The sequence below is a fragment of the Acinetobacter sp. MD2 genome (assembly GCF_035615575.1).
Lineage (GTDB): Bacteria > Pseudomonadota > Gammaproteobacteria > Pseudomonadales > Moraxellaceae > Acinetobacter.
This window is the reverse complement of the sequence record NZ_VTDK01000001.1, coordinates 223,011-245,541: the sequence shown is the minus strand read 5'-3', so window position 1 is coordinate 245,541 and position 22,531 is coordinate 223,011. Positions and strand designations below refer to the sequence as shown.

Below are 22,531 nucleotides of genomic sequence, written 5' to 3'. Positions count from 1 at the left end.
ACCGTGTCTATTCATCACTATTTTTCTAAGCTAAATGAATGGTTTGCGTAGGTTGCCACATTGCTGCATCACGATGCGTCACAAAAATAACTGTCACTTGTAGTGCCAAGATTGTATTTACAATTTTAGATTCAGTTATTTCATCTAAAGCCGAAGTCGCTTCATCAAGAATGAGAATTTCTGCTCCTTTTAGTAATGCCCGTGCAATTGCCACGCGTTGACGCTCTCCGCCAGACAATGCTGCGCCTTGTTGCCCCACCATTTGATGAATGCCATCAATATTACGTTCAATAAGCGTCGTGAGTTCAGCTTGCTTTGCGGCAAATGCTATTTCTGCAATGCTCGCATCAGGCTTGGCTAAACGAATATTTTCGGCAAGACTGCCTGTAAACAAAATCGGTTCTTGCGCAACATAAGCAATTTTGCTTACTAAATCTTCGTATCTCATCTGGTCAAGTGGCACACCGCCCAAACTGATCAAACCCGCTTGCGGATCATCAAACCGCGTCAATAATTCAAGTAAAGTCGTTTTACCACTGCCACTTACTCCAGACACCCAGACGCGACTGCCTTTTTGAATATCAAAACTCAGCTGATTTAAGCGAGGTGCATAACTCATATTTTGAACTGAAAGGGTTTCATTTATAGGCTGCTGGGGATGTAGCGTTTGAGCAAGTTCTGGCGGATGAGTCAGCTGATTAAAGTTTTTAAATGCACTGAGCAAATCATTCACATTTAATCCTGCTGTTGCAAGTTCGGCTAAAGGCGCAGCTGCTCGGCCAATTAATAACAATAAGGCTAAAATCAAGCCACTATTGTGGATATCTGTGATAAGTAAATAAAATGTCATTCCCGCTATTGGTAAAACACTGGCAAATGTGGCGACCAGTGAAGCCCATGCCGCCGCTGTATTTGTACGTGCCAAGGTCTGTTCTTGTTCGCCCCAATGTTGTGCTACTCTTTGTAACGCACGTTCTGGGCCAACAGCACTTTGTAATAGCTCTAAATGGTCAATCAACTCTAGGCTTGCTTGCGCGGCAGTAAAATCCACAGCACTACGCTTTTTGTCACTGCACATCAAAGCATATTGGGCAATACCTTGTATCAGTAATGAACATAAAATAAATACCAAAGCCACAAGAGCCGTAGTTAATCCTGCAACAACACCAATGCCAACAACCAAAAATATGGGTAAAAAAGGTGCGTGTAACAAACTTTGAAGTTGGTGTGCAGGAATACTCATAAACCCAGGGATGCCACGTCCTGCCATCTGTGTGATTTTGGTTCGCTGTTCTGCATTAAACCATGACAGCTTGGCCCGTGCCAAAGCATGACCTAATTCAGCAAATAAATCCCCTGCCAAACGCACCCCTGTTAAGAAGCCTGCGCGTGTCACCAAAACAGTCATTAAAATTGCCGCAACTGCACTCATTAACACCCAAGTGGGTGCGGCATGTTGCACAATCGACCAAGCCAGTACACTATAGGCGACCGCTTCAAGTCCAGCCACAGCCACCCAACCTAGGCCAACAATCATGAGTCGTTGCTTGGCTACACGCGGTAGCATTGAAAAATTCTGCGTTTTTTTGAACTGTTCAATTATTTTGATCACGCCTTGTTTCCCCCTGCAACACCCTCTAATGCAATTTTTTGGTCAGCAGTTGCCGCTAAGGCCAAATCATGCGTTACCATCACAATTGTTTTATGCTGATTTTTAGCGAATGCTTGTAATTCCTGCATCAACTGTGCAGCGTTATTCTGATCTAAAGCACTGGTTGGCTCATCTAACAAAATAATAGATGCCGAAGATAAAAATGCACGAGCCATGTTCATCCGCTGCTTTTCACCGCCTGAAAGCAGGCTCGCATCGGCATCTAAACTCACATTCAGTTGTACCTTAGATAAAGCACGTTTGAGCTGCGCATCATCCGTTTCATTCAAAGCAAGGGTTAAATTTTCTCTGACGGTGGTGGGCAACACGTCGCCACCTTGGGGAACAAATAAAATTTGTGCATGTCGAAGTTGTTCGTGCCAGTGTGACATGTCGGTGTTTGCATATCTTACTGCGCCTTGGTTTAACCTTTCTAATCCCGCTAAAATACGAAGTAAAGTTGTTTTACCAATGCCGCTTGGGCCTGTAATTGCGGTAATCGTACCTGCTTGAAATTGATGATTTAATGATTCAAATAACACTTGATCATCAATACACATTGTTGCATCAATGATCTCAAAATCTGCTGAATTTTGTATGTGCTGTATATCACCAGAGACAAGGACAGGTTCTTTAAAAAATAGCGACAATCGAGTCGCAGCAGCACGCCCTGCTGTGACATAGTCTAGGCCATGTCCCAAACGTAGGGCTGGCGTTACAATGGCCAAACTAAAAAAAAGTGCAGCCGCAAGCGTGATATTGTCATAAGCATGTGCGACCCAATACGCAATTGCAAAAGTTGCACCAGCTTGTAAAAGTGCGGTCGCCAATGCAGCCAAAGTAGCAACTTTTGCAACCCAAGACACCATACGTGAGGTAAAGTTTTGCGCAGATTCACGATATGCACTTAAAGCACTGGCTTGCTGACCATAGATACGATAATCACGAATCCCTCGCGCATAATCATCGGCAGCGGCAATAATATCGAGCATGACCTGCATACGCGCAGCGCCATCTCGTTTGGAAACATAAGGCACAACGATTAAATAGTACAACGAGGCAAGAGCACCAGGTAACAAAATCCAAAGTGCAGCAAGTCCCACCCAATGCAGCAGTAAAACAATCGAAAGAAGCGGAACAACCACAAAAGTTGCAACTTCAGCAGGAAGATGCGCCACCATGTGATGTAATGCCGAAATATCATCCACCAATAAGCGTTTTAAATGTTGCTCACTTTGTTTGGAGCGCGTTGTTGCCGCTAAGTGCATAAGATGCGAAGCAACTTGGCGACGTAATCGTGCAGAAAATCCCGCTTCAGCAGAGTGAACTAGCCAAGAAGAAAGTGCTGTGAATACTGCGGCTAACATTAAAAATAGCAGTGAGAAAATCACCCAATAGGCAGAAACATGACCAATAAACCGAATGATTCCCCATAATCCAGTCAACATCGATATGCCTGAAAATACAGCAGCAAGCGTACCCAACAACAATGTCGGAACAGCAGGCTTTAAAGCAGGGGCAAATGATGGTGCGGTGATAAAGTCCAATAAACTTAAATTACGCATATACAACCCACTTTAAACTCATACTTTCTTTTAAGCGCAGCCTGTGGCTGACCTGTTCCAATTGCTGTGTTTGTTCTAAAAATTCAAATCGCATAAATCAATATTTTCCTTTTCTTGAATAAAAGGTGTATGACATTCACAATAACCGACCATTCATGGCAGGTTATTGTATATTGAAAAATTGACTTAAAAATCAACAGCTACAGACAACAAATACGTCCGTGGTGCACCTAAAGCAAGGTTAGATATTTGTGGCATTCCCCAATACGCTTTATTGGTTAAGTTATTTACTGCACCACGAAGGGTGACAGGGTGTGTCGCAATTTGAGTTGTATAGCGTGCGCCAACATCATACAGCGTATGCCCCGCAACAGATAACGTATTATCCGCGCTGATATATTGTTTTGACACTGCTGTTGCATTCGCTGTAAGCGTTAAGCCTGAAACAACGGGCGTATCCCATTCTACGCCTAACTTCGCTTGATTTTTTGCCACGCCTGTCGCGACTTTACCTTGATTTACCCCATTGGTCGTTTTCGTCAATTTTGGATCAACATAGGCAAATCCGCCCATTAAACGCACATTTTCCAGTGGCGAACCAAAAAAGCCCCATTCAATCCCACGGTTACGTTGCTCGCCATCCACCGAGAAAACGTTTGCTGTATTTAAATAGCTATTCGGCTGTTGAATGTTAAAGATACTTAAGGTATTGGTAAATGTCCCTAAATCCCACTTCACCCCCAATTCTTGCTGCTTGGTTTTATACGGGCCAAAGAATTCACCCGAATTTGTTGCGGTATTCGGTGCGGTGGTCATACTAAAGCCTTCAATATAGTTTCCATATACCGAAACATGATCGCTTAGCTTATATAAAATAGCAGCACCAGGACTGGTTGCACTGTCTTTATCACGCTTTGTTCTAACTTTGGTGGTCGCATTAAACGTTTCACTCACAATTTGCTGATGACGCATGCCTAAAGTCAGTTGTAGTTTGTCATCCGCAAAAGATAACGTATCAGCTAAACCATAACTGATTTGTTCTAAGCCTGTTTTGGTAATTGCAGGTAATGTTTGTAGTGCAACGTCTGTCCCTGTCCATACGGGATGATAAATATTGTTTGTGATTACACCAACAGCACGTCTGCCGTACTCTTCGTAATTTTGATGATGATATGTCACATTAGCAACCCACTGATGCCCCACTTCACCCGTTTGAAAATGACCTTTCAAGCCGACATCAGCCGATTTTTTCTTGGCCTCAAATGCCAGTTGGGCAACTGTGGTATTATAATTGCCTGCATTGTCAATAATAGTACCACCAATCGCACCATTATAAGTATATTCACTGTCGCTTTGCCCATAAGTTGCATAAGCCATTACGGCATCAGTTAAATCATATTCGCCGCGTACAATAAAACCTTTGTCTTTCGTTGTAGCATATCCCCAACTTGGGCTTAATTGAGTTGTTACTTTCGGTGCGGTTGGAACCGCAATTCCTGTGGCAACACTAATACCTCGGTTGACACCATCCACCCGATCTTGTGCGCTATATAAATCAGCTGATAATCGTGCACGCTCGCCTTTCCAATCTAAACCAAGTGCTAAACCTGTGGCTTTTTTGTCTTGATTATCCACTGCGGCTGCGCCATCACGGTATGTTGCATTTAAGCGTGCACCAAATGCATTATTTTCACCAAAGCGTCGTCCAACATCTAAATGCCCACCTACTTGTGAGTCGGACATATAGGTTGTAGTTAAACGTGTAACGGGCGTATCGGTTGCGCGTTTTGTCACTAAATTGACGGTTCCGCCGACTGAACCTGAAGGTGGCATGCCATTGAGTAATGCAGAAGGCCCTTTTAGAACTTCAACGCGTTCAAACATTTCAGGTGACGTCCGATAATATGGCGTAATGCCATACATGCCGTTCATCGACATATCTTTGGTACTTGAGCTAAACCCACGAATATAATAATTCTCACTCCAACCACCACTGGCATTATTGGTAAACACAGTCGGATCTGTTTTGGCAATAATATCGGTAATGTTCTGTGCTTGAATGTTCTGAACATATTGATCGGTATATGCCACTGTATTAAATGGCGTATCTAAAACAGATTTATCACCTAAAAAACCTAAATGACTTTTTGATGCCAATTGTCCCTTGGTATGCGTCTGATCTTGCTCAGCTTTGACCTTAATGATCGGTAAAGTAGCTGTATCTGAACTTATATCTTGTTGTTTATCAGCAGCATAAGCACTAGATACACATAACATAAATGTTGTACCTAAAGCATAACCCCAACGTAAAGCGATACGTGCAGATTCAATACTTGATAATACAAATCTTAATGTAATTGATTCTTGTTCAGTATTTGTGTGTTTGTTTACGGCAAAACCGCGGTTCAATATCGCGTTATTCATAATAAGGCCTTTAATAATTTGAATTTTTATTGCTACTGCACGTCTTTGGCAGTGAGTTAAATTGGATTACTTTAGAATGTAAGCATTTACGGATAACCTCTTTTAATGTCATTCATCATGATTTTAAGTGATGTCGGACTTGCAGCAGTGGTGTACCAAGCATCGGCATCGACAAAAATGACTCGACCATTTTTCCAAGCTTTCGTTTGGCGTAATAAAGGATTTTCAATACTTGATGCGTTAATTGTCGTGCGATGCTCCATAACCGCAGTTCGATCAACGATATACAAAATATCTGGATTAGCTTGTTTGATAAATTCACTTGAAATGGGCTGACCATGCAAATTGGTATCTAACGTTGTTGTTGCGGGCTTCACACCAAAGTTTTTAAACACAAATCCATAGCGTGAATTCACCCCAAAATTACTAAACGCACCGTTGTTATGCAGTAAAATCAATGCACGTTCTGAATGCTGTGCGGTAATGGCTTGAACTTGTTTCACCTCGGTCTCAAGTTGTGTCACTTTTTGGCGAGCTAAATCTTCTTTATTAAAAATCTTCCCCAACAACATCAAGTGCTCTTTCACCAATTGAATATGATTACCATCGCTTTGTTTAAAATTAATATCATAGTGAATAGTCGGCGCAATTTTAGACAATTCAGGATACTGACTCACATGCAAAGGGGTCATCAAAATTAAATCGGGTTTAAGTGCATAAATCCGCTCTACATTCGGCTGCACAATCGCACCTAAATCTTGTACATTCGCATCCGTTTTATATTTTTCTAAAAAATGTGGAATGAAATCTTTTGGCATGCCCAAAATTGGAATATTGAGCTGATCTAAAAAATCAGCTTCATTCATATCTAAAACAGCAACTCGCTGTGGAATATGATCAATTATCGTACGCCCAAGCGCATGCTGTACCGTAATCGGTTCAGCTAATTTTTGAACATTCTGTGTCGATTCATTGGCATGTTGATTACACCCTGATAAAGCAACAGTACTGATTAGCATAAGAGCCACAGCCCAATGTCGTTTATTCCTTCTCATCTTTAAATCTCAGATCGATTAAAATAGTTACACATACAGCCACGCTCGCTATATGTAATTTCAAAATCTAGCTCATACAACTGATTTAATTGTGCAGCGGTAATCACCTGTTGGGTTGGCCCATCAAAATGAACCTGCCCCTTTTTTAAAGCCACAATATGGTCGGAATAATTACTGGCAAAATTGATATCGTGGATCACCACAATCACGGTTCGACCTTGCTCATCACACAAACGGCGCAGTGCGCGCATAATCAAAACAGCATGTTTCATATCTAAATTATTGAGTGGTTCATCCAACAAAAGAATCTCTGTTTGCTGAGCAATCGTCATGGCTAGAAAAGCCATCTGACGTTGTCCACCACTAATTTCATCTAAATATGCACAGCGTAACGACTCTAAAGATAAAAACTGAATCGCCTCATCAATAATGCGATGATCTTCGACCGTCAAAACGCCACGGCTATAAGGAAAGCGTCCAAAAGCGACTAATTCTTCAACTGTAATACGTAAATTAAAGCCAGGGGTTTGACGTAGCGTGGCTACTTTTTGGGCATAGGCAGCTGTTTTAATTTGGGCAATATTGTGCTGATCTAAATAAATTTCACCGCAGTCGGCTTCAAGCAAACGTGCCATAATCATCAGCAATGTGGACTTGCCTGCACCATTTGGCCCAATTAAAGATGTCAATTGATGCTGAGGAAATTCAATATTGATATCTGTAAGAATGGTTTTTGCACCGTAAGTTTTTTGAATATTTTTGACATGAATCATTTCACACCTCTCACGCGTGCTGTTAGCACCAGAAAATAAATGCCACAAACCAAATTAATTAAAATACTGACCGTAGTTTTATAATTAAAAAGATGTTCAACAAGAATTTGGGCTATCATAAAAATTGCGATCGTCACAAGACACGCAAAGGCGAGCGTACGCCGATGCTGATAACGACCCGATAAAGCATAGGCAATATTGGCAATAAACACGCCCATAAATGCAGTTGGGCCAATCAGACTGGTCGAAACTGCAACCAATATGGCAATCAAAGCCAAATACAAGCGAACATAATGCGGATGATCAACTCCTAAAGAAATTGCTTGATCTCGACCTAAAATAAGTACATCTAACACAGGCAAATTTTCTCGATTCAGCCATAACACAATCGCAACAGCCATACTGGCATATAACAATGTTTCAGATTGCGTTCGATTAAAACTGGCATAACTAAAACCTTGAAAAACAGAGAATTCTCCAGGGCTAATTTTAAGTTGAATAAATTGAGTAATGGTACCAATCACCATGGTGAGGACGAAGCCAAATAGAAGTAATAAAAAGACATCATGCCGTGCCAATGGTAATAACCATTTTTGGATTAACCACGAATAAGACAACATTAAAATGAGCGAAATTAAAAAATTACCATTTAGCCCCAACAGCGTTAAACCCTGTGTGCCAACAACAAATAGCAATAATACTTGCCACAATAAATAAACTGCCTCATAGCCCATAATTGAAGGTGTCAAAATACGATTACCAACCAATGTTTGGAAAATAATGGAGGAAAACGCAACACATATGCCTGCTAATCCGATGGTTGCTAAACGTATCAATCGCTTTGGAATGATGTAGTCAAAATCTAAGTTCGAATCAAAAAAGATAAAAAAAAGTGCCAGTCCAACAATAAGCATAGCGAACAGTGGCATCGCCCATCGCTTCATCACCTGCATTATCGAAGCCCTCGGAAAATCAGCACGAGGAAAATCAAACCGCCTACGCCGCCTGCGGTTAAACCAATTGGTACTTCAAAGGGATAAATAATTGCACGACCCGCAATATCACAGATCAATAATAATGTCGCCCCACCAAAGGCAACTATGGGTAAGGTTTTTGATAAATGATCACCATATTTAAGTGCAACTAAATTTGGAACAACCAAACCTACAAAAGGAATCGCTCCAACAGCAATGACGGTGATTGCAACGGTAATTGACACCAACATCAGTCCAAGGACAGCAACAGCTGTGTAACTAAGCCCTAAACTGGTTGCCGTCTCCTCGCCCATACCCATTAAGGTAAAACGCTGTGCAAAACAATAAGTCAGTACAACAATGGGCAGAATGACATATATAATTTCATAATGACCTTGAACAATTTTGGAGAAATCGCCCATCAGCCAACCTTGCATGCTTTGTAAGATATTATGGCGATAGGCATAAAATTCAGCTAAAGCACTCAAGACACTGCCATACATCAAACCAATAACAGGAATTAAGACGCTGTTTCTAAATTGAATCTGACGCAATATGGCGATATAAATCATACTGGCAAAAAAACAAAACAACATTGCAAATATCATTTTGCTTAACGTGCTTGTATTGGGAATTAAAGTTAAAGCAACCAAAATTCCAAGTTTTGCAGCATCTAAACCACCAGAGGTTCCCGGCTCAACAAATTTATTACGTACAATGTGTTGTAGAATCACCCCACAAACAGATAATCCCACACCAGTAAGGATAATTGCCACCAACCGAGGAAAACGGCTTGCTGTGAGCGTTAGCCAAGATTCTTGTGAAAAAGACAGTAACGCTGACCACGCTAACTTTTCAGCACCAAGTAAAAGTGAAATCAAACATAAGAGCAGAAAAATACCGCACCAGCCCAATTGCATTGGTTTCATCATTAGATAACCAACCCTAAAATAGCCTTTGTACCGTAATCATCCAATGATTCCTGATATGCAATCACTCGACCATCTACACAACTAATGCACTTCTCATGATGTAACCGACTCATGAAAACTTTACCCCTGTAGCGACGTGTTATAATAAAAACAATTGCTTATACTTTAAAATACATCTTTTATGATTTACTTACTCACCAATAACAAATAATAATATTAATGCGAATAATTATCAATTGTATTATATTTTATTACAATTGTAACCCCTTGTTTACATTTCAATGCTGCTTCTATGCCAAAAGCGGACAGTGTATTTTCTACAAGAAAATAGGCGAATTCAGTCTTGTTTGAATATGTTGAAGTTTACTAAACTCGAATTAGAAGGCATTTTGCAAATGGTTAGTTAAGCCCAGAAGCTTTTGAACAGAAATATTTTAAGAATTTAGAGGGAAATGTTGTTCACGATAGTATTTAGGAGCAACTTTATGGTAAGTACTTACAAAAAGAATTAATATTCTTGTCATCAAGGAATGAATGCCTATCACGTTCATTCAATGACACAATTTTGAAGTGATTTTTGGAGTATCTAAAGTGACACAATCATTACACTGGATCATTGATCCCATTTGTGGATGGAGTTACGGTATCCTTCCACTCATAAATGCAGCCCAATCAAAATACCCACAATTACAGCAGTTACATTTTGGTGGCTTATATATCGGCGATTCTCGTCAGCCGATGGATAATAGCTTACGTCAACGTATTGTGCAGTATGACCAACACATTCACCAACTTACGGGTGCAAAATTTGGTGAAGTTTACAAAAATGAACTGTTACGCAAACCTGCATTTGTATTAGATTCTTATGCAGCAACACAGACACTTGTAACCGCAAAACAACATCTGAATATTGCGCAACAAGTAAAATTATTAACTCAGATTCAAACAGCTTATTACCAAAGAGGTGTTGATATTACTCAGATTTCGGTTTTAAGTGACTTGATTGAAACATCAGACTTGAACATTGCAAACAATCAATGGCAAGCTTGGCTCGCTACGGTCGATAACAAGCAAGTCAGTCAGGAAATCATGCAAGCACGTGAACTGATGATGAGTGTTCACGGACAAGGTTTCCCAACACTGGTATTAGAACAAACAACACAGAAACAGATCAAAATTGATGTCTCAAAATATTACGGTCGCCCTGACGAATTCGCACACTATCTTGATAGTCAATTAAACTAAACGCACTTTTATTTTTCTTAAAACAACCCTATAGAGAACTTCAATATGAATACAACAGTTAAAACGCTCCTACTCAGTTCAGCACTTTTAGGTAGCAGTGCTTTTGCAGCACCACTAACCTACAAAACCTATAATCCACAATCACAAGGTATTTTCCCTGTGTCATCCACTTTAATTGCAGGTGATAAAGATGCAATTTTGGTCGATGGCCAATTTAGCGTAAAAGATGGCGCAAATTTGGTAAAAATGATTCAGGACAGTGGTAAAAACTTAACCCATATCGTGATTACAGCAGGTGACCCAGATTATTATTTTGGTCTTGAGCCGATTGTAAAAGCCTTCCCAAATGCACAAGTTGTAGCAACGCCTGAAGTGGTTAAACATATTCAAGATACTAAAGATGGTAAGCTTGCATATTGGGGTCCAATCCTAAAAGATGGCGCGCCGCAACAAATTATTGTTCCAACTGCATTAAAAGGCAATACGCTTAAAGTAGATGGTCAGAAAGTAGAAATTAAAGCACCTGGTAGCTATGCATCCTACCTATGGGTACCAAGTAACCGTACAGTATTGGGCGGTGTTGGTATCTCTTCAGGTATTCATGTATGGACAGCAGATACACAAACTCCTGAATCACGTAAAGAATGGGTTAAAGTGTTAAATAAAATCGAACGCTCTCACCCCAAAGCTGTCATTCCAGGTCATTACCTAGGCGCGATTCCTGAAGGACGCCAAGCAGTTAGTTTTACAGCACAATACCTGAAAGATTATGAAAAAATCTTAAATGCCAACAAAGACAAAGGTTCTGCTGCTGTCGTGGCTGCGGTAAAAGAAAAATACCCGTCTTTAGGCGAGGAAGCCTCTTTAGAACTCAGCTCTAAGGTTCATACAGGCGAAATGAAGTGGTAATCATGCCTTTGCATGCTTAAAACTAAAGTTGTAACTGTCTCAGATGGTTACAACTTTTTTTATGATTCCCCCCTATTTCCAAATTAATGAGAATAATATGACTAGCAATCTTGAAATTATACGTTCTACCTACGAAGGTTCTTCCGAAGAAAATGGCAAAAATCTTTTGGCTGTTTTAGCCGAAGATGCTTCTTGGACAGAAGCTGCAGGCTTTCCGTATGCAGGAACCTATGTGGGTGCAGAACAAATTGTGCAACATGTTTTTAAACGTCTTGCAACGGAATGGGATGCTTACCAAGCCAAAGTACATACATATTTAGCCGATGGCGATAAAGTCGCTGCTTTTGGTGTATATTCAGGTACTTATAAAACAACAGGCAAATATTTTGAGGCGACTTTTGCACATTTATGGCAACTCAAAGCAGGGAAAATTATTAAAATGGAACAATTCGTTGATAGTGCAATTGTACAAGCAGCCTTAATATAAAATATTCCTTTTAAAAGTACTGCAAAAAAGCCTGAATGTTTATTCGCTACTCATTTTAAATTTAAGGCATATATTCTCATAACATAAGGATATATCGCAAAAAAGATAGCTATTTTAACCTTCAAAAGGCACAATCCAAATTACGAATATTTCAACGTTAAAAAAGGACACCCTCATGTTTCAAGCACCACAAACAATTAAAATTACTTACGATAACGGCGTGATTTATCAAGTTCAATATTTGGATGAAACAACCTTACATTGGACATGTTTAGAAGGAATTCCAAAAGGTTCTGAAGCAACTGAAACCTTTACCGCACAGCAAATTACAGCCGATGTTTGGCAAGTCAACTGGACTGAAAAAGATGGGATTACTGTCGTTCAAGTGGTACAGCCTGCTCAATTAAAAATTTCAACAACGATTATTATTCCGGGTGAACCAGCTGCGCAACCCACTGTTTTAATCTTACAAGGTAATATCGAAATCGTTTAATCTAGGGCGGTATAGCAAAAATATGCTGGGATTAAACAAACCTATTATTGATATAAAATAAGACTAAACCAAAGGCTCTGAAGCTTTTAGGAGAAGTTACAACTTCTCCTAAAGCCTCGCCTGATCCGAGACGTAATCAACAACTACCCATCAATACCAACATTGAAAAACTTAACTAACAATCAACTGTTTGCAGCTTTTTAAAAGTCATAACAAAACTATCCCAGTGATCACTCAATATACATGCATACCTAATACCCACTCATCTACCTATGCTTTTAATTCGATGCTTTAGTTTTAGAGAAGCGTTCCACCACGCCCATCACCACAATAAAGAAGATCGGGACAAAAATAATCGCCAAGAAGGTTGCACTGAGCATCCCGCCAAAAACACCAGTACCAATTGCTTTTTGCGTTTCTGAGCTTGCACCACTTGCCAGCACCAATGGAATGATGCCACAGGTAAATGCCATAGAGGTCATTAAAATTGGGCGTAAGCGCAGTTTAGCCGCAGCAACCGTTGCATCTACAAGGCTCATGCCTTCTGCACGTAATGTTTTGGCAAATTCTACAATTAAGATGGCATTTTTTGCCGATAAACCAATAATGGTGATCATGCCAACTTTAAAGAAAATGTCATTGGGCATGCCACGAATCATCACCGCAAGGAAAGCACCGATTAAACCAAGTGGTACCACCAACATGACCGAAATTGGAATTGACCAACTTTCATACAATGCCGCCAAAACTAAAAACACCACCAACATTGATAAAAAGAGTAAGAACACGGTTTGTGATTCTGATTTCTTTTCTTCTAAAGAAGTACCTGTCCACTCATACCCCACGCCTTTCGGAAGCTGTTGAATCAATGCTTCCATTTCTTGCATAGCTTGACCAGAAGAAACCCCCGGTGCTGGACTGCCTGTAATGCTCAATGATGGACGACCATTATAGCGGTTATATTGTTGTGGGACTTTTTGCCAGACTGGCGTCAAAATTTCAGACATTGAAACCAATTTACCACTACGACCATTGACTTTGATTTTTAGAATATCATCCACATTCATACGAGATTTGGCATCTAATTGCACAATCACCTGTTGCATGCGGTCTTGGTTCGGAAAATCATTGATATACATTGAACCCATCGAGGTCGAAATAATATCGGTCACATCATTAAAATTAACCCCCAAGGCTTGTAACTTGTCACGGTCAATATTGAGCTGTACCGAATTACCATCTGGCAAACCATCAGGATAAACATCGACCAGTTTTTTACTGTGTGCAACCAGTCCCAACAATTGATCTTGTGCTTTTCTCAATGCCAACATCCCAATATTGCCACGATCTTGTAAGCGCAATGAAAACCCTGATGAGTTGCCCATTTCATCAATTGCAGGAGGCAGAACCGACATGACCTGCCCTTCAGAACTGTCTTGCATGGCTTGATTGGCATGGCTGACCACTTGCTGTGCAGTGATAGTACGATCTTTAAACGGCAATAAATTGGTAAAATACATGGCTGTATTTTGTCCTGAACCGCTAAAACCAAAGCCCAACACCGCCATGTTGTCTTGAATTCCAGTTTCTTTATCTAAGAACTGTTGAAATTCAGCAGCAACTTTACGGGTGCGTTCTTGTGTTGCATCGGCTGGAAGCTGGATCGAGGTCATAAACCAGCCTTGATCTTCTTCAGGCATAAATGCAGTTGGCACAGCGTTAAAGCAGAACAGTAATCCAATGACAATCATCACAAAACCACATAATGCCACGACTTTATGCTGAATCACGCGAATTAAACCACGTTCATAACGCTGATTTAACTGTTCAAAACTACGATCAAACCATTTAAAAATGCCTTTTTTGTCGTGATTTTTATCAACAGGTTTTAAAATGGTTGCACACAATGCAGGGGTTAAACTGAGTGCCAGAAATGCCGAAAATAAAATAGACACCGACATGGTAATGGTAAATTGACGATAAATAATACCAATCGAACCCACCGCAAATGCCATTGGCAAAAATACGGCAGCTAAAACCAAGGTAATCCCAATAATTGGATTGGTGATTTCTTTCATGGCTTTGGCAGTGGCGTCTACAGGTGACAGCCCCTCTTTTGCCATAATGCGTTCTACATTTTCAATCACCACAATGGCATCATCGACAATAATACCAATCGCCAATACCATACCAAACATGGTCAAAACATTGATCGAGAAGCCTGCCAAGAGCATGACAGAGAATGTCCCCAATAATGCAATCGGTGCCACAATCGCAGGAATGAGGGTATAGCGCACATTATGTAAAAACATAAACATGACGATAAAAACCAATACCATCGCTTCCAACAAAGTTTCCATCACTTTTTCAATCGACACTTTCACAAAAGGTGCAGTATCGTAAGGAGTAGAAAATTTCATGCCTTCTGGTAAAGACAGGTTCAATTGCTCGATTTTGGCTTTGACGCCTTCCGCTGTTTTAACAGCATTGGCACCCGGACTCATTTGAATCGCCACTGCCGTCGATGGATTGCCATTTTCTAAAATAGCAAAACTATATGACTGCGCGCCAATTTCAACTTTTGCCACATCTTCAAGACGGACATTGGCACCATTTTTATTGGAGCGTAAACTAATATTTTTAAATTGCTCGACGGTTTCTAACTGCCCTTGAGCAGTTAAAGGCACGGTAATTTGCTGTCCTTTTAAGGTCGGCACATCTCCTGTGCGCCCCGGTGAAATCGCCAAATTCTGAGTTTGAATTGCGGTATTGACATCTTTAATACTCAACCCATATGCCACCAAACGATCTGGGTCGACCCAAATACGCATGGCTTTTTCGGCACCAAAGTTTTGTACTTTACCTACGCCATCTACACGTTTAAGCTCTTCGATGACAGAGCGTGTCATATAGTCGCTTAAGTCAATTTCTGAGTATTTGTTGTTGGGTGAATTCAGTCCCACCACCATCAAGAAACCTGACGATGTCGCATCGACCATCAAACCTTGCTGACGTACCGATTGTGGTAATCGTGATTCAATTGCCTTAATCTTATTTTGTACATCAACCTGCGCCAGTTCTACATCAGTACCCGGTGCAAAAGTGGTGGTAATGGTTGCGGTGCCCGAACTATCCGAACTCGAGCTATAATAAAGTAAGTGCTTAACACCTGACATTTCACGTTCAATTAACGTCACCACGCTATCATTTAATGCTTTGGGTGTTGCACCCGGATAAGTTGCGGTGATGCTAATTTGTGGCGGTGCAACACTTGGGAAGCGAGCAATTGGCAATTTTGGAATACTGAGTACGCCAAATAAAATAATAAATAACGCAATTACCCATGCAAAGATGGGGCGGTGGATAAAGAACTGAGACATTATTTTTGTTCCTTATCGTGTGTGTTGCTTGCCGTTTTTTGCCATTCTTTTACTTTTAAAGGATGCTGTGGCTGAATACGATCAAGACCTTCTACAATCACACGCTCACCTGCACTTAATCCTTGTGTAATCACATAACTATTTTCATAACGTTGCCCAACGGTAACCGATTTAGTTTGCGCTTGCCCTTTTGCATTGATCACCATCACTTGGGTTTTACCATTGATATCATGCTGAATGGCTTGTTCTGGCACTAAAATCGCGTGTTCAATTTGCGCTCGGCTCAGATTAATCCGCACATACATGCCCGGTAATAATTCTTTATTGGGATTATCTGCCAAGATGCGAATGGTCACATCGCCTGTATCAGGATCAACATTGGTATCTGAAAATAAAATTTTACCCGTTGCATGATAAGGTTTGCCTTGGCTATTTAAGATATCAACTTGCTGTGTAGTATCAGATAAATTGCCTTGTTGTAAGGCATCTTTGAGTTTTTCATAGTCACTTAAAGACTGTTTAACATCAACATAGACTTTATCAATTTGCTGCACCACCGCCATCGATTTGCTATCGCCTTGGCTGACCAATGCACCTTCGGTCACCAAAATCTGCCCAATAATTCCTGAAATTGGTGCAGTAACCGTGGCGTATTTTAAATTAAGCTGTTGTCTGGCAAGTGTGGCTTGCATTTGACTCACATCTGCTTGAGCTTTGCGATAATCTGCCTCGCTATTGTTATATTCTTGCTGGCTAATGGCATTGACGCGCACCAATTCTGCATAGCGTTTTAATAGCGTTTTTAAGCGTGCAACTTCAGCCTGCGCACGTTGTAAACTTGCTACATTACTTTTTACATCGGCTTGGAAAATCTCAGCATTTAATTTAAATAGCGGTTGCCCTGCTTGTACATAAGAGCCTTGTTGGAATAAGACTTTATCGACAATACCACCCACTTGTGGACGAATTTCTGCCACACGATAGGCTGCAATACGAGCGGGTAAATTTTCAATTAATTTAATCGATTGCATCTGTGTGGTCATTGCACTGACGGTAACGGCAGACTCAGATGCTGCTTGCTCTGCATCTTTTGGCTTTGCACAAGCAACTAACAGTACAGTCATACTGAGTATGAGAGTCAAAAGTTTATCGTTTTTTTTCATAGTTTTCACAAGAGAATTTTCAGTTAATATCATTAAGACGGAAGATCAGAAATCGCCCATATACGTTATCCATGTTCAATATTCAACAATGATCAACCTAAGCTTGGCGCATAGTTTAGAGTGCAGATTGCCCAATCACCACAAAAAATTGAGATCATTTTTTGTAGTAATTGAGTATCATTAACAAATCGCCATCTATTAAAATATCTAAATAATCTGCCCAATTAAAATGAGCAATAAAATAATCAATATAAACAAAGTAATCTTATTGATGAGGGCTAATTTTCGAGGGGAATAACTTAAAACCAAGCCCACTAGTAATCAACACAGTATGATGAATTCACTCAAAACACCTTTATGCCTTAGAAAATACCTCGTCCAAAGCTCTCTATTTTATTTTATGATTTATACCAAATAGTCTTCTGAGGGTTTTGGAATTTCATGCAATCCACGGCGTAAGGTTTCAGACCATTGCCGACTTATTTCTTTAAAGTATTCATTGTCTTGTGTAATTCGCTTACCTTTTGGCACTTGTAGGCTATCTACTTTATATACCAACAAATCTAAAGGTAGCCCCACCGAAACATTAGAACGTAAGGTTGAATCAAACGAAATTAAACTACAACGTACAGCCTCATCTAAAGGCATATCATAGGTCAGTGCACGGTCTAAAATCGGTTTACCATATTTGCTTTCGCCAATTTGGAAAAAAGGTGTATCTTTGGTGGCACAAATAAAATTTCCCTGCGCATAAATATTATAAAGCTGCAATTCTGTATCGCCAATTTGCCCACCCACAAGCAAACTACAATAATAATTACTCTGCTCTTGAGTATTGTCAGTCACATCGGCAATAATTTGTCGTAACGTTCGCCCGACCAATTGCGCCACTTCAAACATCGTACTCACGCTATATAAGTTTGGTTCTTGGTTTAAAGTAATTTGATTACGCAAATGCCCAATCACCGCCTGTGTTGTCGCTAAATTTCCCGCAGTTTGAATTGCAATAAAACGCTCTTGCTCTACCCCAAAGGTATACAACTTACGGAACACTGAAATCTGATCGACTCCTGCATTGGTACGGGTATCACTAATAAAAACCAGACCGTCTTTTAAACGTAAAGCACAACAATAGGTCATGACAACTATCCTTAACTCAAAACTAACATGCCAGTACCTGAACCACAGAACTCATGCTTTCTTCCCCACCTTGCTCACGTATACCACGAATTGGGGCAACGTCATAATAATCTCGCCCAACTGCCACGTACACATGAGCACTGGGACGAAATAATTGATTACTCACATCAAAACAATACCATGCCTGATTTAGGTAAACTTCAACCCAAGCATGGCTTGCAAGGTGGGTCATATCAGGCACATATAAATAGCCCGACACGTAACGGGCAGGTAAACCCATAGCACGGCACATCGCAATCAAAACATGCGAATGATCCTGACAAACCCCTCCATTTTCATGCTGTCTAAATACATCAATTGCAGAACTATGCACCCGCGTAGCGGATGGCGTATACGGAATATAATCTAAGATTGCCTCTGCCAAAGCTTGGACGTGGTGCCGATCTTTCACTTGAAGATAAGCTGCTGCAAAGGCGAGCATTTCGGTACTACATGTGGTCACTTGCGTTGGCTGTAAAAAAATGTAGGGATGCAAGTGGGTTGCATAATTTGCCAACTCATGTCTTGCATCGAACTCAATAATGCCTTGTGCCATAATGGTTAATTGCTGATAAGCATAGCGCTGTGTACTCATCATCCATACATTATCAAAGGCATCTCGTTGCATGGTATATTGCCCAGGAACACTCATATCCCAACGCTGTACGTGTTGATGCGAACTATTTTTCGGCATCATTTTAATTGACTGAATACTGTTGGCAGCCTGTTGGGTATAACGATAATGCGTCTGATGATTGACCATTAATTTCATACATTCATCTCAAAGACACGTTGCAATTGATTAAGCATGTTAAAAAATTGCGCTGCATTTGGCGCCGCTTTAAAGGCTTGCCAACTCTTTTCAAGTTCTGACCAAGCATAATCCTGAAGCAATTGCATTAATTGTTCCATTATCGCTATTAAATCATTCAATGGCTCATCCAAACGCACACGATGATCGAGTCGCTCTAATGTTTGCCCCAAACTAAAAAACACAAATAAATCTTGTGATTCACCTTCTAAAATTTGCTCAAATTCATTCACAGCAGTACAAATAGCCACTGAATTATTTTGGCTAGATTGAAATAAACGGTTTAACTCGGCATAACTTGGACGCGACAATACACCACGTAGCGCTTGAATATTGTCATTCACCGTATAAAACAGTTGCTGAAATGAACATAATTGTTCAGAGTTAATTAACAGTGCATTTAATGTTACTGCATCGTATGCAGGTAAATAAAAGGCTTTGGCAAGGCGTTCCGCGTATTGATCATTTTGAAATGGCACTTGCCCACACCAAAACTGAATTCGCGCTAAATAACGCCCCATCCATAAGATGTTATAAACATTTGAACTGAGTAGTTGCATTGTTATTCTCCTTATTTTCAACCATTTAAGGTTTCAACCACCCAAGTATCTTTAATCCCACCACCTTGTGATGAGTTCACCACCAAAGAACCTTCCTTCATTGCTACGCGAGTTAAACCACCCGGCACAATCACTGTTTGCTCAGGTGAACTTAAAACAAAAGGACGCAGGTCGATATGACGCTCGGCAATGCCTGTTTGAGTTAAAGTGGGTGCAACGGATAAATCTAAAGTCGGCTGTGCAATATATAAATGCGGCTTCGCTTGTACTTTCTGTCTAAACTCAGCAACTTCTTTTGCACTGGCTTGCGGCCCAATCAGCATGCCATAACCCCCTGAACCTTGTGCTTCCTTCACCACCAATTGCGACATGTTCTCTAAAACAAAGTCTAAGTCTTGTGCATCACGACATTGATAGGTCGGTACATTTTTAAGAATAGGCGTTTCATTTAAATAATATGAAATCATTTTATCGACATAAGGATAAATAGATTTATCATCTGCCACACCTGTACCTGGTGCATTGGCAATCACCACATTTTGTTTTAAATATACCGACATTAACCCAGCAACACCTAAGCAACTGTCAGGTCTAAAACATAGTGGATCGATAAAAGCATCATCTATACGGCGATAAATCACATCTACTCGTTGCTTGCCCCGAATCGTTTTTACATAAACATGATCATTCTCAACAAATAAGTCTTGCCCTGTAACCAAAGGTATATCCATCTCACGTGCTAAAAAAGCATGCTCATAAAAAGCACTATTAAAACGACCTGGCGTCAGTACCACGACACAAGGCTTATCAACCAACGCATTTTCTTCTAAGATTTGACGTAATAGTTGTGGGTACTGCTCTATTTCATGTAAATTGGTTTGCGCACATAAGTCTGGCATTAATTGCTTGCTAATTTTACGGCTTTCCAACATATAAGATACGCCCGATGGCGTTCTTAAATTGTCTTCTAACACATAAAATTCACCACTATTGTCACGAATTAAGTCAATACCGCTAATTTGTGAATAGATTTTTCCTTTCAACTTAAAATTCAACATATGTGGTTGAAAAGCTTCATGACTGAGCACTTGCAGCTCAGGAACAATTCCTGACTTTAAAATATCTTGGCTGTTATAAATATCATCTAAAAAGTAATTTAATGCACGTACCCGCTGTGCACAACCTGCCGAAATTTTATCCCATTGTTTTTTAGCAATCACACGTGGAATTAAGTCATAAGGAATGGTTCGTTCAGTGCCTTCTTCATCACCATAAACCGTAAACGTAATGCCATGATAAAGAAAAAATTCTTTGGCTTGCTGATTTAAAAATTTGAGTTCTTCTAAATTACGATCATATAACCATCTTTCGATATTACGGCAAGCATCGGCAGACATATGTGGATCATCAAGCATTTCATTAAAAAACTTAGACTTTATTTGTTGAAACATTGTTTTTGAACAGAGTGCTTGAGTTGAGGCATGCTGTGGGCTTAGATGATTGAGTATTGCTCCTGTCGCAACTGTTTCTAATCTATTTAAAGGTTCTTTATTATCTTTTAGCATACCAACCTCTCCCTTTTATTGTGAAGGTCGTCATAAAATAAGCAAAATAAGTGCCATAAATAAAAATGCAAGGCATATTTAATGAACTATAGCGGTCACACTTTTTCTATCTATCTCATAAAACACACAAAAATACAACGCTTTTTCACCTTACAAAAAGCACTTAATACCTTGCAAAGTCACCACAATTTTTCTATGGTTAAATACCTGTTTATTCCTTAATTTTTTCACTTTATGTCAGCCCAAGAAAAAGAAACATCCAATAGCCTTTATCGCCAATGGCAAACCTTATCTTTACTCAGCACAGGAAAATGGACAGGCACGCGGCAAATTCAAGAGGCTTTAGCACGTGAAGGGGTTGAGGTCAGCTTACGTACAATTCAACGTGATTTAAATCAGTTGGCACAGCGTTTTCTCATTGAAAGTAATAAAGAAACCCCTCAGGGTTGGCGCTGGAAATCGGATGCACCTATTCAAAGCCTTCCGCATATGACCAGCTCCCAGGCTGTTACATTCATGATGGTTGAAGAGCACCTTAAACATTTGCTGCCGCCAAGCTTGATCAATGAAATGACCCCTTGGTTTGATCTTGCACGACGTAGCCTGTCAAACCAGAACAACGTAAGACAATGGGTCAACCGCGTACGTATTGTACCCGCAAGCCAACCACTCATCCCTCCCACCATCCAACAAGACGCACAACAAGTCATTTATGAAGGTTTATTACAAGACAAACAAATTGATTGTATTTACCAAGGTCGTGGCCGTGAAGAAAAAACCTATAGTCTGAACCCCTTAGGCTTGGTGCAAAAAGGGGCAATTATTTATTTAATTTGTACCCGAAGCGATGGGAGCGATGTACAAACATTTGCATTGCATCGTTTTAAAGCAGCTAGCTTATCTAATCAACGCGCATTGCACCCTGTTAACTTCGATATTGACCGTTATATCGATGCAGGTGGCTTAGGATTCAGAATTGATAGCCATAAACCTTCAGAATTAGTGCAACTTAAACTGACTATGCATGATTATGATGCACAGACGTTTTATGAATCGCAACTCAGTCAAGACCAGACCATTACAGCATTCGGGCAGCAACAAATCGAAATATCCGCAACCGTGCCCTTTACCTCACAACTAGTATGGTGGCTACGTAGTTTTGGTAAAAAAATAATTAAAATTGAGCCTAATGAAGTTGCACAGCAAGTGAATGAGCAATTTTAAAAAAGAGCGTTTTAGATGCTCTGAATCATTTTATTTTTATGGGTTTATTATTAAGCACATCCTTTGGCAAACAGAACAACATAGGCAAGCTAAATCGGCACGGTTATAACGAATCAACTTAACAAGCATGGCATTCTCCAA

Annotated in this window: 18 protein-coding genes and 1 pseudogene; 6 read left to right on the top strand and 13 right to left on the bottom strand. The window is 40.2% G+C overall.

Annotation, left to right across the window (positions count from 1 at the left end; all coding sequences use genetic code 11):
• Nucleotides 1-25: 25 nt before the first annotated feature.
• The 7 genes from FXN70_RS01140 to FXN70_RS01110 all read right to left on the bottom strand — a co-directional run bounded on the left by FXN70_RS01140 (nucleotide 26) and on the right by FXN70_RS01110 (nucleotide 9,362).
• Nucleotides 26-1,609 (bottom strand): ATP-binding cassette domain-containing protein, encoded by a 1,584-nt coding sequence (locus tag FXN70_RS01140; RefSeq protein ID WP_420714356.1) that lies wholly within the window; start codon nucleotides 1,607-1,609, stop codon nucleotides 26-28.
• Nucleotides 1,609-3,216 carry an ABC transporter ATP-binding protein gene (locus FXN70_RS01135; RefSeq protein WP_324645580.1) on the bottom strand — a complete coding sequence of 536 codons (1,608 nt, stop codon included), beginning with the start codon at nucleotides 3,214-3,216 and terminating at the stop codon, nucleotides 1,609-1,611. The genes FXN70_RS01140 and FXN70_RS01135 overlap by 1 nt, the downstream gene beginning before the upstream one ends.
• Nucleotides 3,217-3,402: 186 nt before the next feature.
• Nucleotides 3,403-5,640, bottom strand: a complete 2,238-nt coding sequence (locus FXN70_RS01130) for a TonB-dependent siderophore receptor (protein WP_324645579.1) — start codon at nucleotides 5,638-5,640, stop codon at nucleotides 3,403-3,405.
• An 86-nt stretch (nucleotides 5,641-5,726) separates the two neighbouring features.
• Nucleotides 5,727-6,695, bottom strand: a complete 969-nt coding sequence (locus FXN70_RS01125; RefSeq protein WP_324645578.1) for a siderophore ABC transporter substrate-binding protein — start codon at nucleotides 6,693-6,695, stop codon at nucleotides 5,727-5,729.
• A 2-nt stretch (nucleotides 6,696-6,697) separates the two neighbouring features.
• Nucleotides 6,698-7,468 carry an ABC transporter ATP-binding protein gene (locus FXN70_RS01120; protein ID WP_324645577.1) on the bottom strand — a complete coding sequence of 257 codons (771 nt, stop codon included), beginning with the start codon at nucleotides 7,466-7,468 and terminating at the stop codon, nucleotides 6,698-6,700.
• A complete protein-coding gene (locus FXN70_RS01115) occupies nucleotides 7,465-8,421 on the bottom strand; it encodes an iron chelate uptake ABC transporter family permease subunit (protein WP_324645576.1) in 957 nt (318 codons plus the stop codon). Before FXN70_RS01115 ends, FXN70_RS01120 begins: the two co-directional genes overlap by 4 nt.
• Nucleotides 8,421-9,362 carry an ABC transporter permease gene (locus FXN70_RS01110; protein WP_324646044.1) on the bottom strand — a complete coding sequence of 314 codons (942 nt, stop codon included), beginning with the start codon at nucleotides 9,360-9,362 and terminating at the stop codon, nucleotides 8,421-8,423. The genes FXN70_RS01115 and FXN70_RS01110 overlap by 1 nt, the downstream gene beginning before the upstream one ends.
• Nucleotides 9,363-9,678: 316 nt before the next feature.
• Between FXN70_RS01110 and FXN70_RS01105 the strand changes: the two are divergent.
• From FXN70_RS01105 to FXN70_RS01085, 5 genes and pseudogenes are all read left to right on the top strand, one after another.
• Nucleotides 9,679-9,849: pseudogene (locus FXN70_RS01105) on the top strand (IS3 family transposase); the annotation flags it as partial.
• Nucleotides 9,850-9,965: 116 nt separating this feature from the next.
• Complete coding sequence (locus FXN70_RS01100) at nucleotides 9,966-10,619, top strand: DsbA family protein (protein ID WP_324645575.1); 654 nt, start codon at nucleotides 9,966-9,968, stop codon at nucleotides 10,617-10,619.
• Between the two features lie 45 nt (nucleotides 10,620-10,664).
• Complete coding sequence (locus FXN70_RS01095; RefSeq protein ID WP_324645574.1) at nucleotides 10,665-11,528, top strand: Vmh family MBL fold metallo-hydrolase; 864 nt, start codon at nucleotides 10,665-10,667, stop codon at nucleotides 11,526-11,528.
• Between the two features lie 97 nt (nucleotides 11,529-11,625).
• Nucleotides 11,626-12,015: a nuclear transport factor 2 family protein gene (locus tag FXN70_RS01090; protein ID WP_324645573.1), complete on the top strand. Its 390-nt coding sequence runs from the start codon at nucleotides 11,626-11,628 to the stop codon at nucleotides 12,013-12,015.
• A 175-nt stretch (nucleotides 12,016-12,190) separates the two neighbouring features.
• Nucleotides 12,191-12,508 carry a phenolic acid decarboxylase gene (locus FXN70_RS01085; RefSeq protein WP_324645572.1) on the top strand — a complete coding sequence of 106 codons (318 nt, stop codon included), beginning with the start codon at nucleotides 12,191-12,193 and terminating at the stop codon, nucleotides 12,506-12,508.
• 278 nt (nucleotides 12,509-12,786) lie between these two features.
• Here FXN70_RS01085 and FXN70_RS01080 read toward each other — a convergent pair whose 3' ends face one another.
• The 6 genes from FXN70_RS01080 to FXN70_RS01055 form a co-directional block, all read right to left on the bottom strand.
• Nucleotides 12,787-15,891, bottom strand: coding sequence for an efflux RND transporter permease subunit (locus FXN70_RS01080; protein ID WP_324646043.1), 3,105 nt, complete (start codon nucleotides 15,889-15,891; stop codon nucleotides 12,787-12,789).
• Complete coding sequence (locus FXN70_RS01075; RefSeq protein WP_324645571.1) at nucleotides 15,888-17,051, bottom strand: efflux RND transporter periplasmic adaptor subunit; 1,164 nt, start codon at nucleotides 17,049-17,051, stop codon at nucleotides 15,888-15,890. The genes FXN70_RS01080 and FXN70_RS01075 overlap by 4 nt, the downstream gene beginning before the upstream one ends.
• A 405-nt stretch (nucleotides 17,052-17,456) precedes the next feature.
• On the bottom strand, nucleotides 17,457-18,191 hold the full coding sequence (locus tag FXN70_RS01070; protein ID WP_324645570.1) for a proteasome-type protease: 735 nt from the start codon (nucleotides 18,189-18,191) through the stop codon (nucleotides 17,457-17,459).
• A 22-nt stretch (nucleotides 18,192-18,213) separates the two neighbouring features.
• Entirely contained in the window at nucleotides 18,214-19,002 is a 789-nt protein-coding gene (locus tag FXN70_RS01065; protein ID WP_324645569.1) for a transglutaminase family protein, read from the bottom strand.
• Nucleotides 18,999-19,601 carry a hypothetical protein gene (locus tag FXN70_RS01060; protein ID WP_324645568.1) on the bottom strand — a complete coding sequence of 201 codons (603 nt, stop codon included), beginning with the start codon at nucleotides 19,599-19,601 and terminating at the stop codon, nucleotides 18,999-19,001. The genes FXN70_RS01065 and FXN70_RS01060 overlap by 4 nt, the downstream gene beginning before the upstream one ends.
• A 17-nt stretch (nucleotides 19,602-19,618) precedes the next feature.
• Nucleotides 19,619-21,166 (bottom strand): circularly permuted type 2 ATP-grasp protein, encoded by a 1,548-nt coding sequence (locus FXN70_RS01055; RefSeq protein WP_324645567.1) that lies wholly within the window; start codon nucleotides 21,164-21,166, stop codon nucleotides 19,619-19,621.
• A 234-nt stretch (nucleotides 21,167-21,400) separates the two neighbouring features.
• Between FXN70_RS01055 and FXN70_RS01050 the strand changes: the two genes are divergently transcribed.
• Nucleotides 21,401-22,390 (top strand): WYL domain-containing protein, encoded by a 990-nt coding sequence (locus FXN70_RS01050; protein WP_324645566.1) that lies wholly within the window; start codon nucleotides 21,401-21,403, stop codon nucleotides 22,388-22,390.
• Nucleotides 22,391-22,531: the final 141 nt, after the last annotated feature.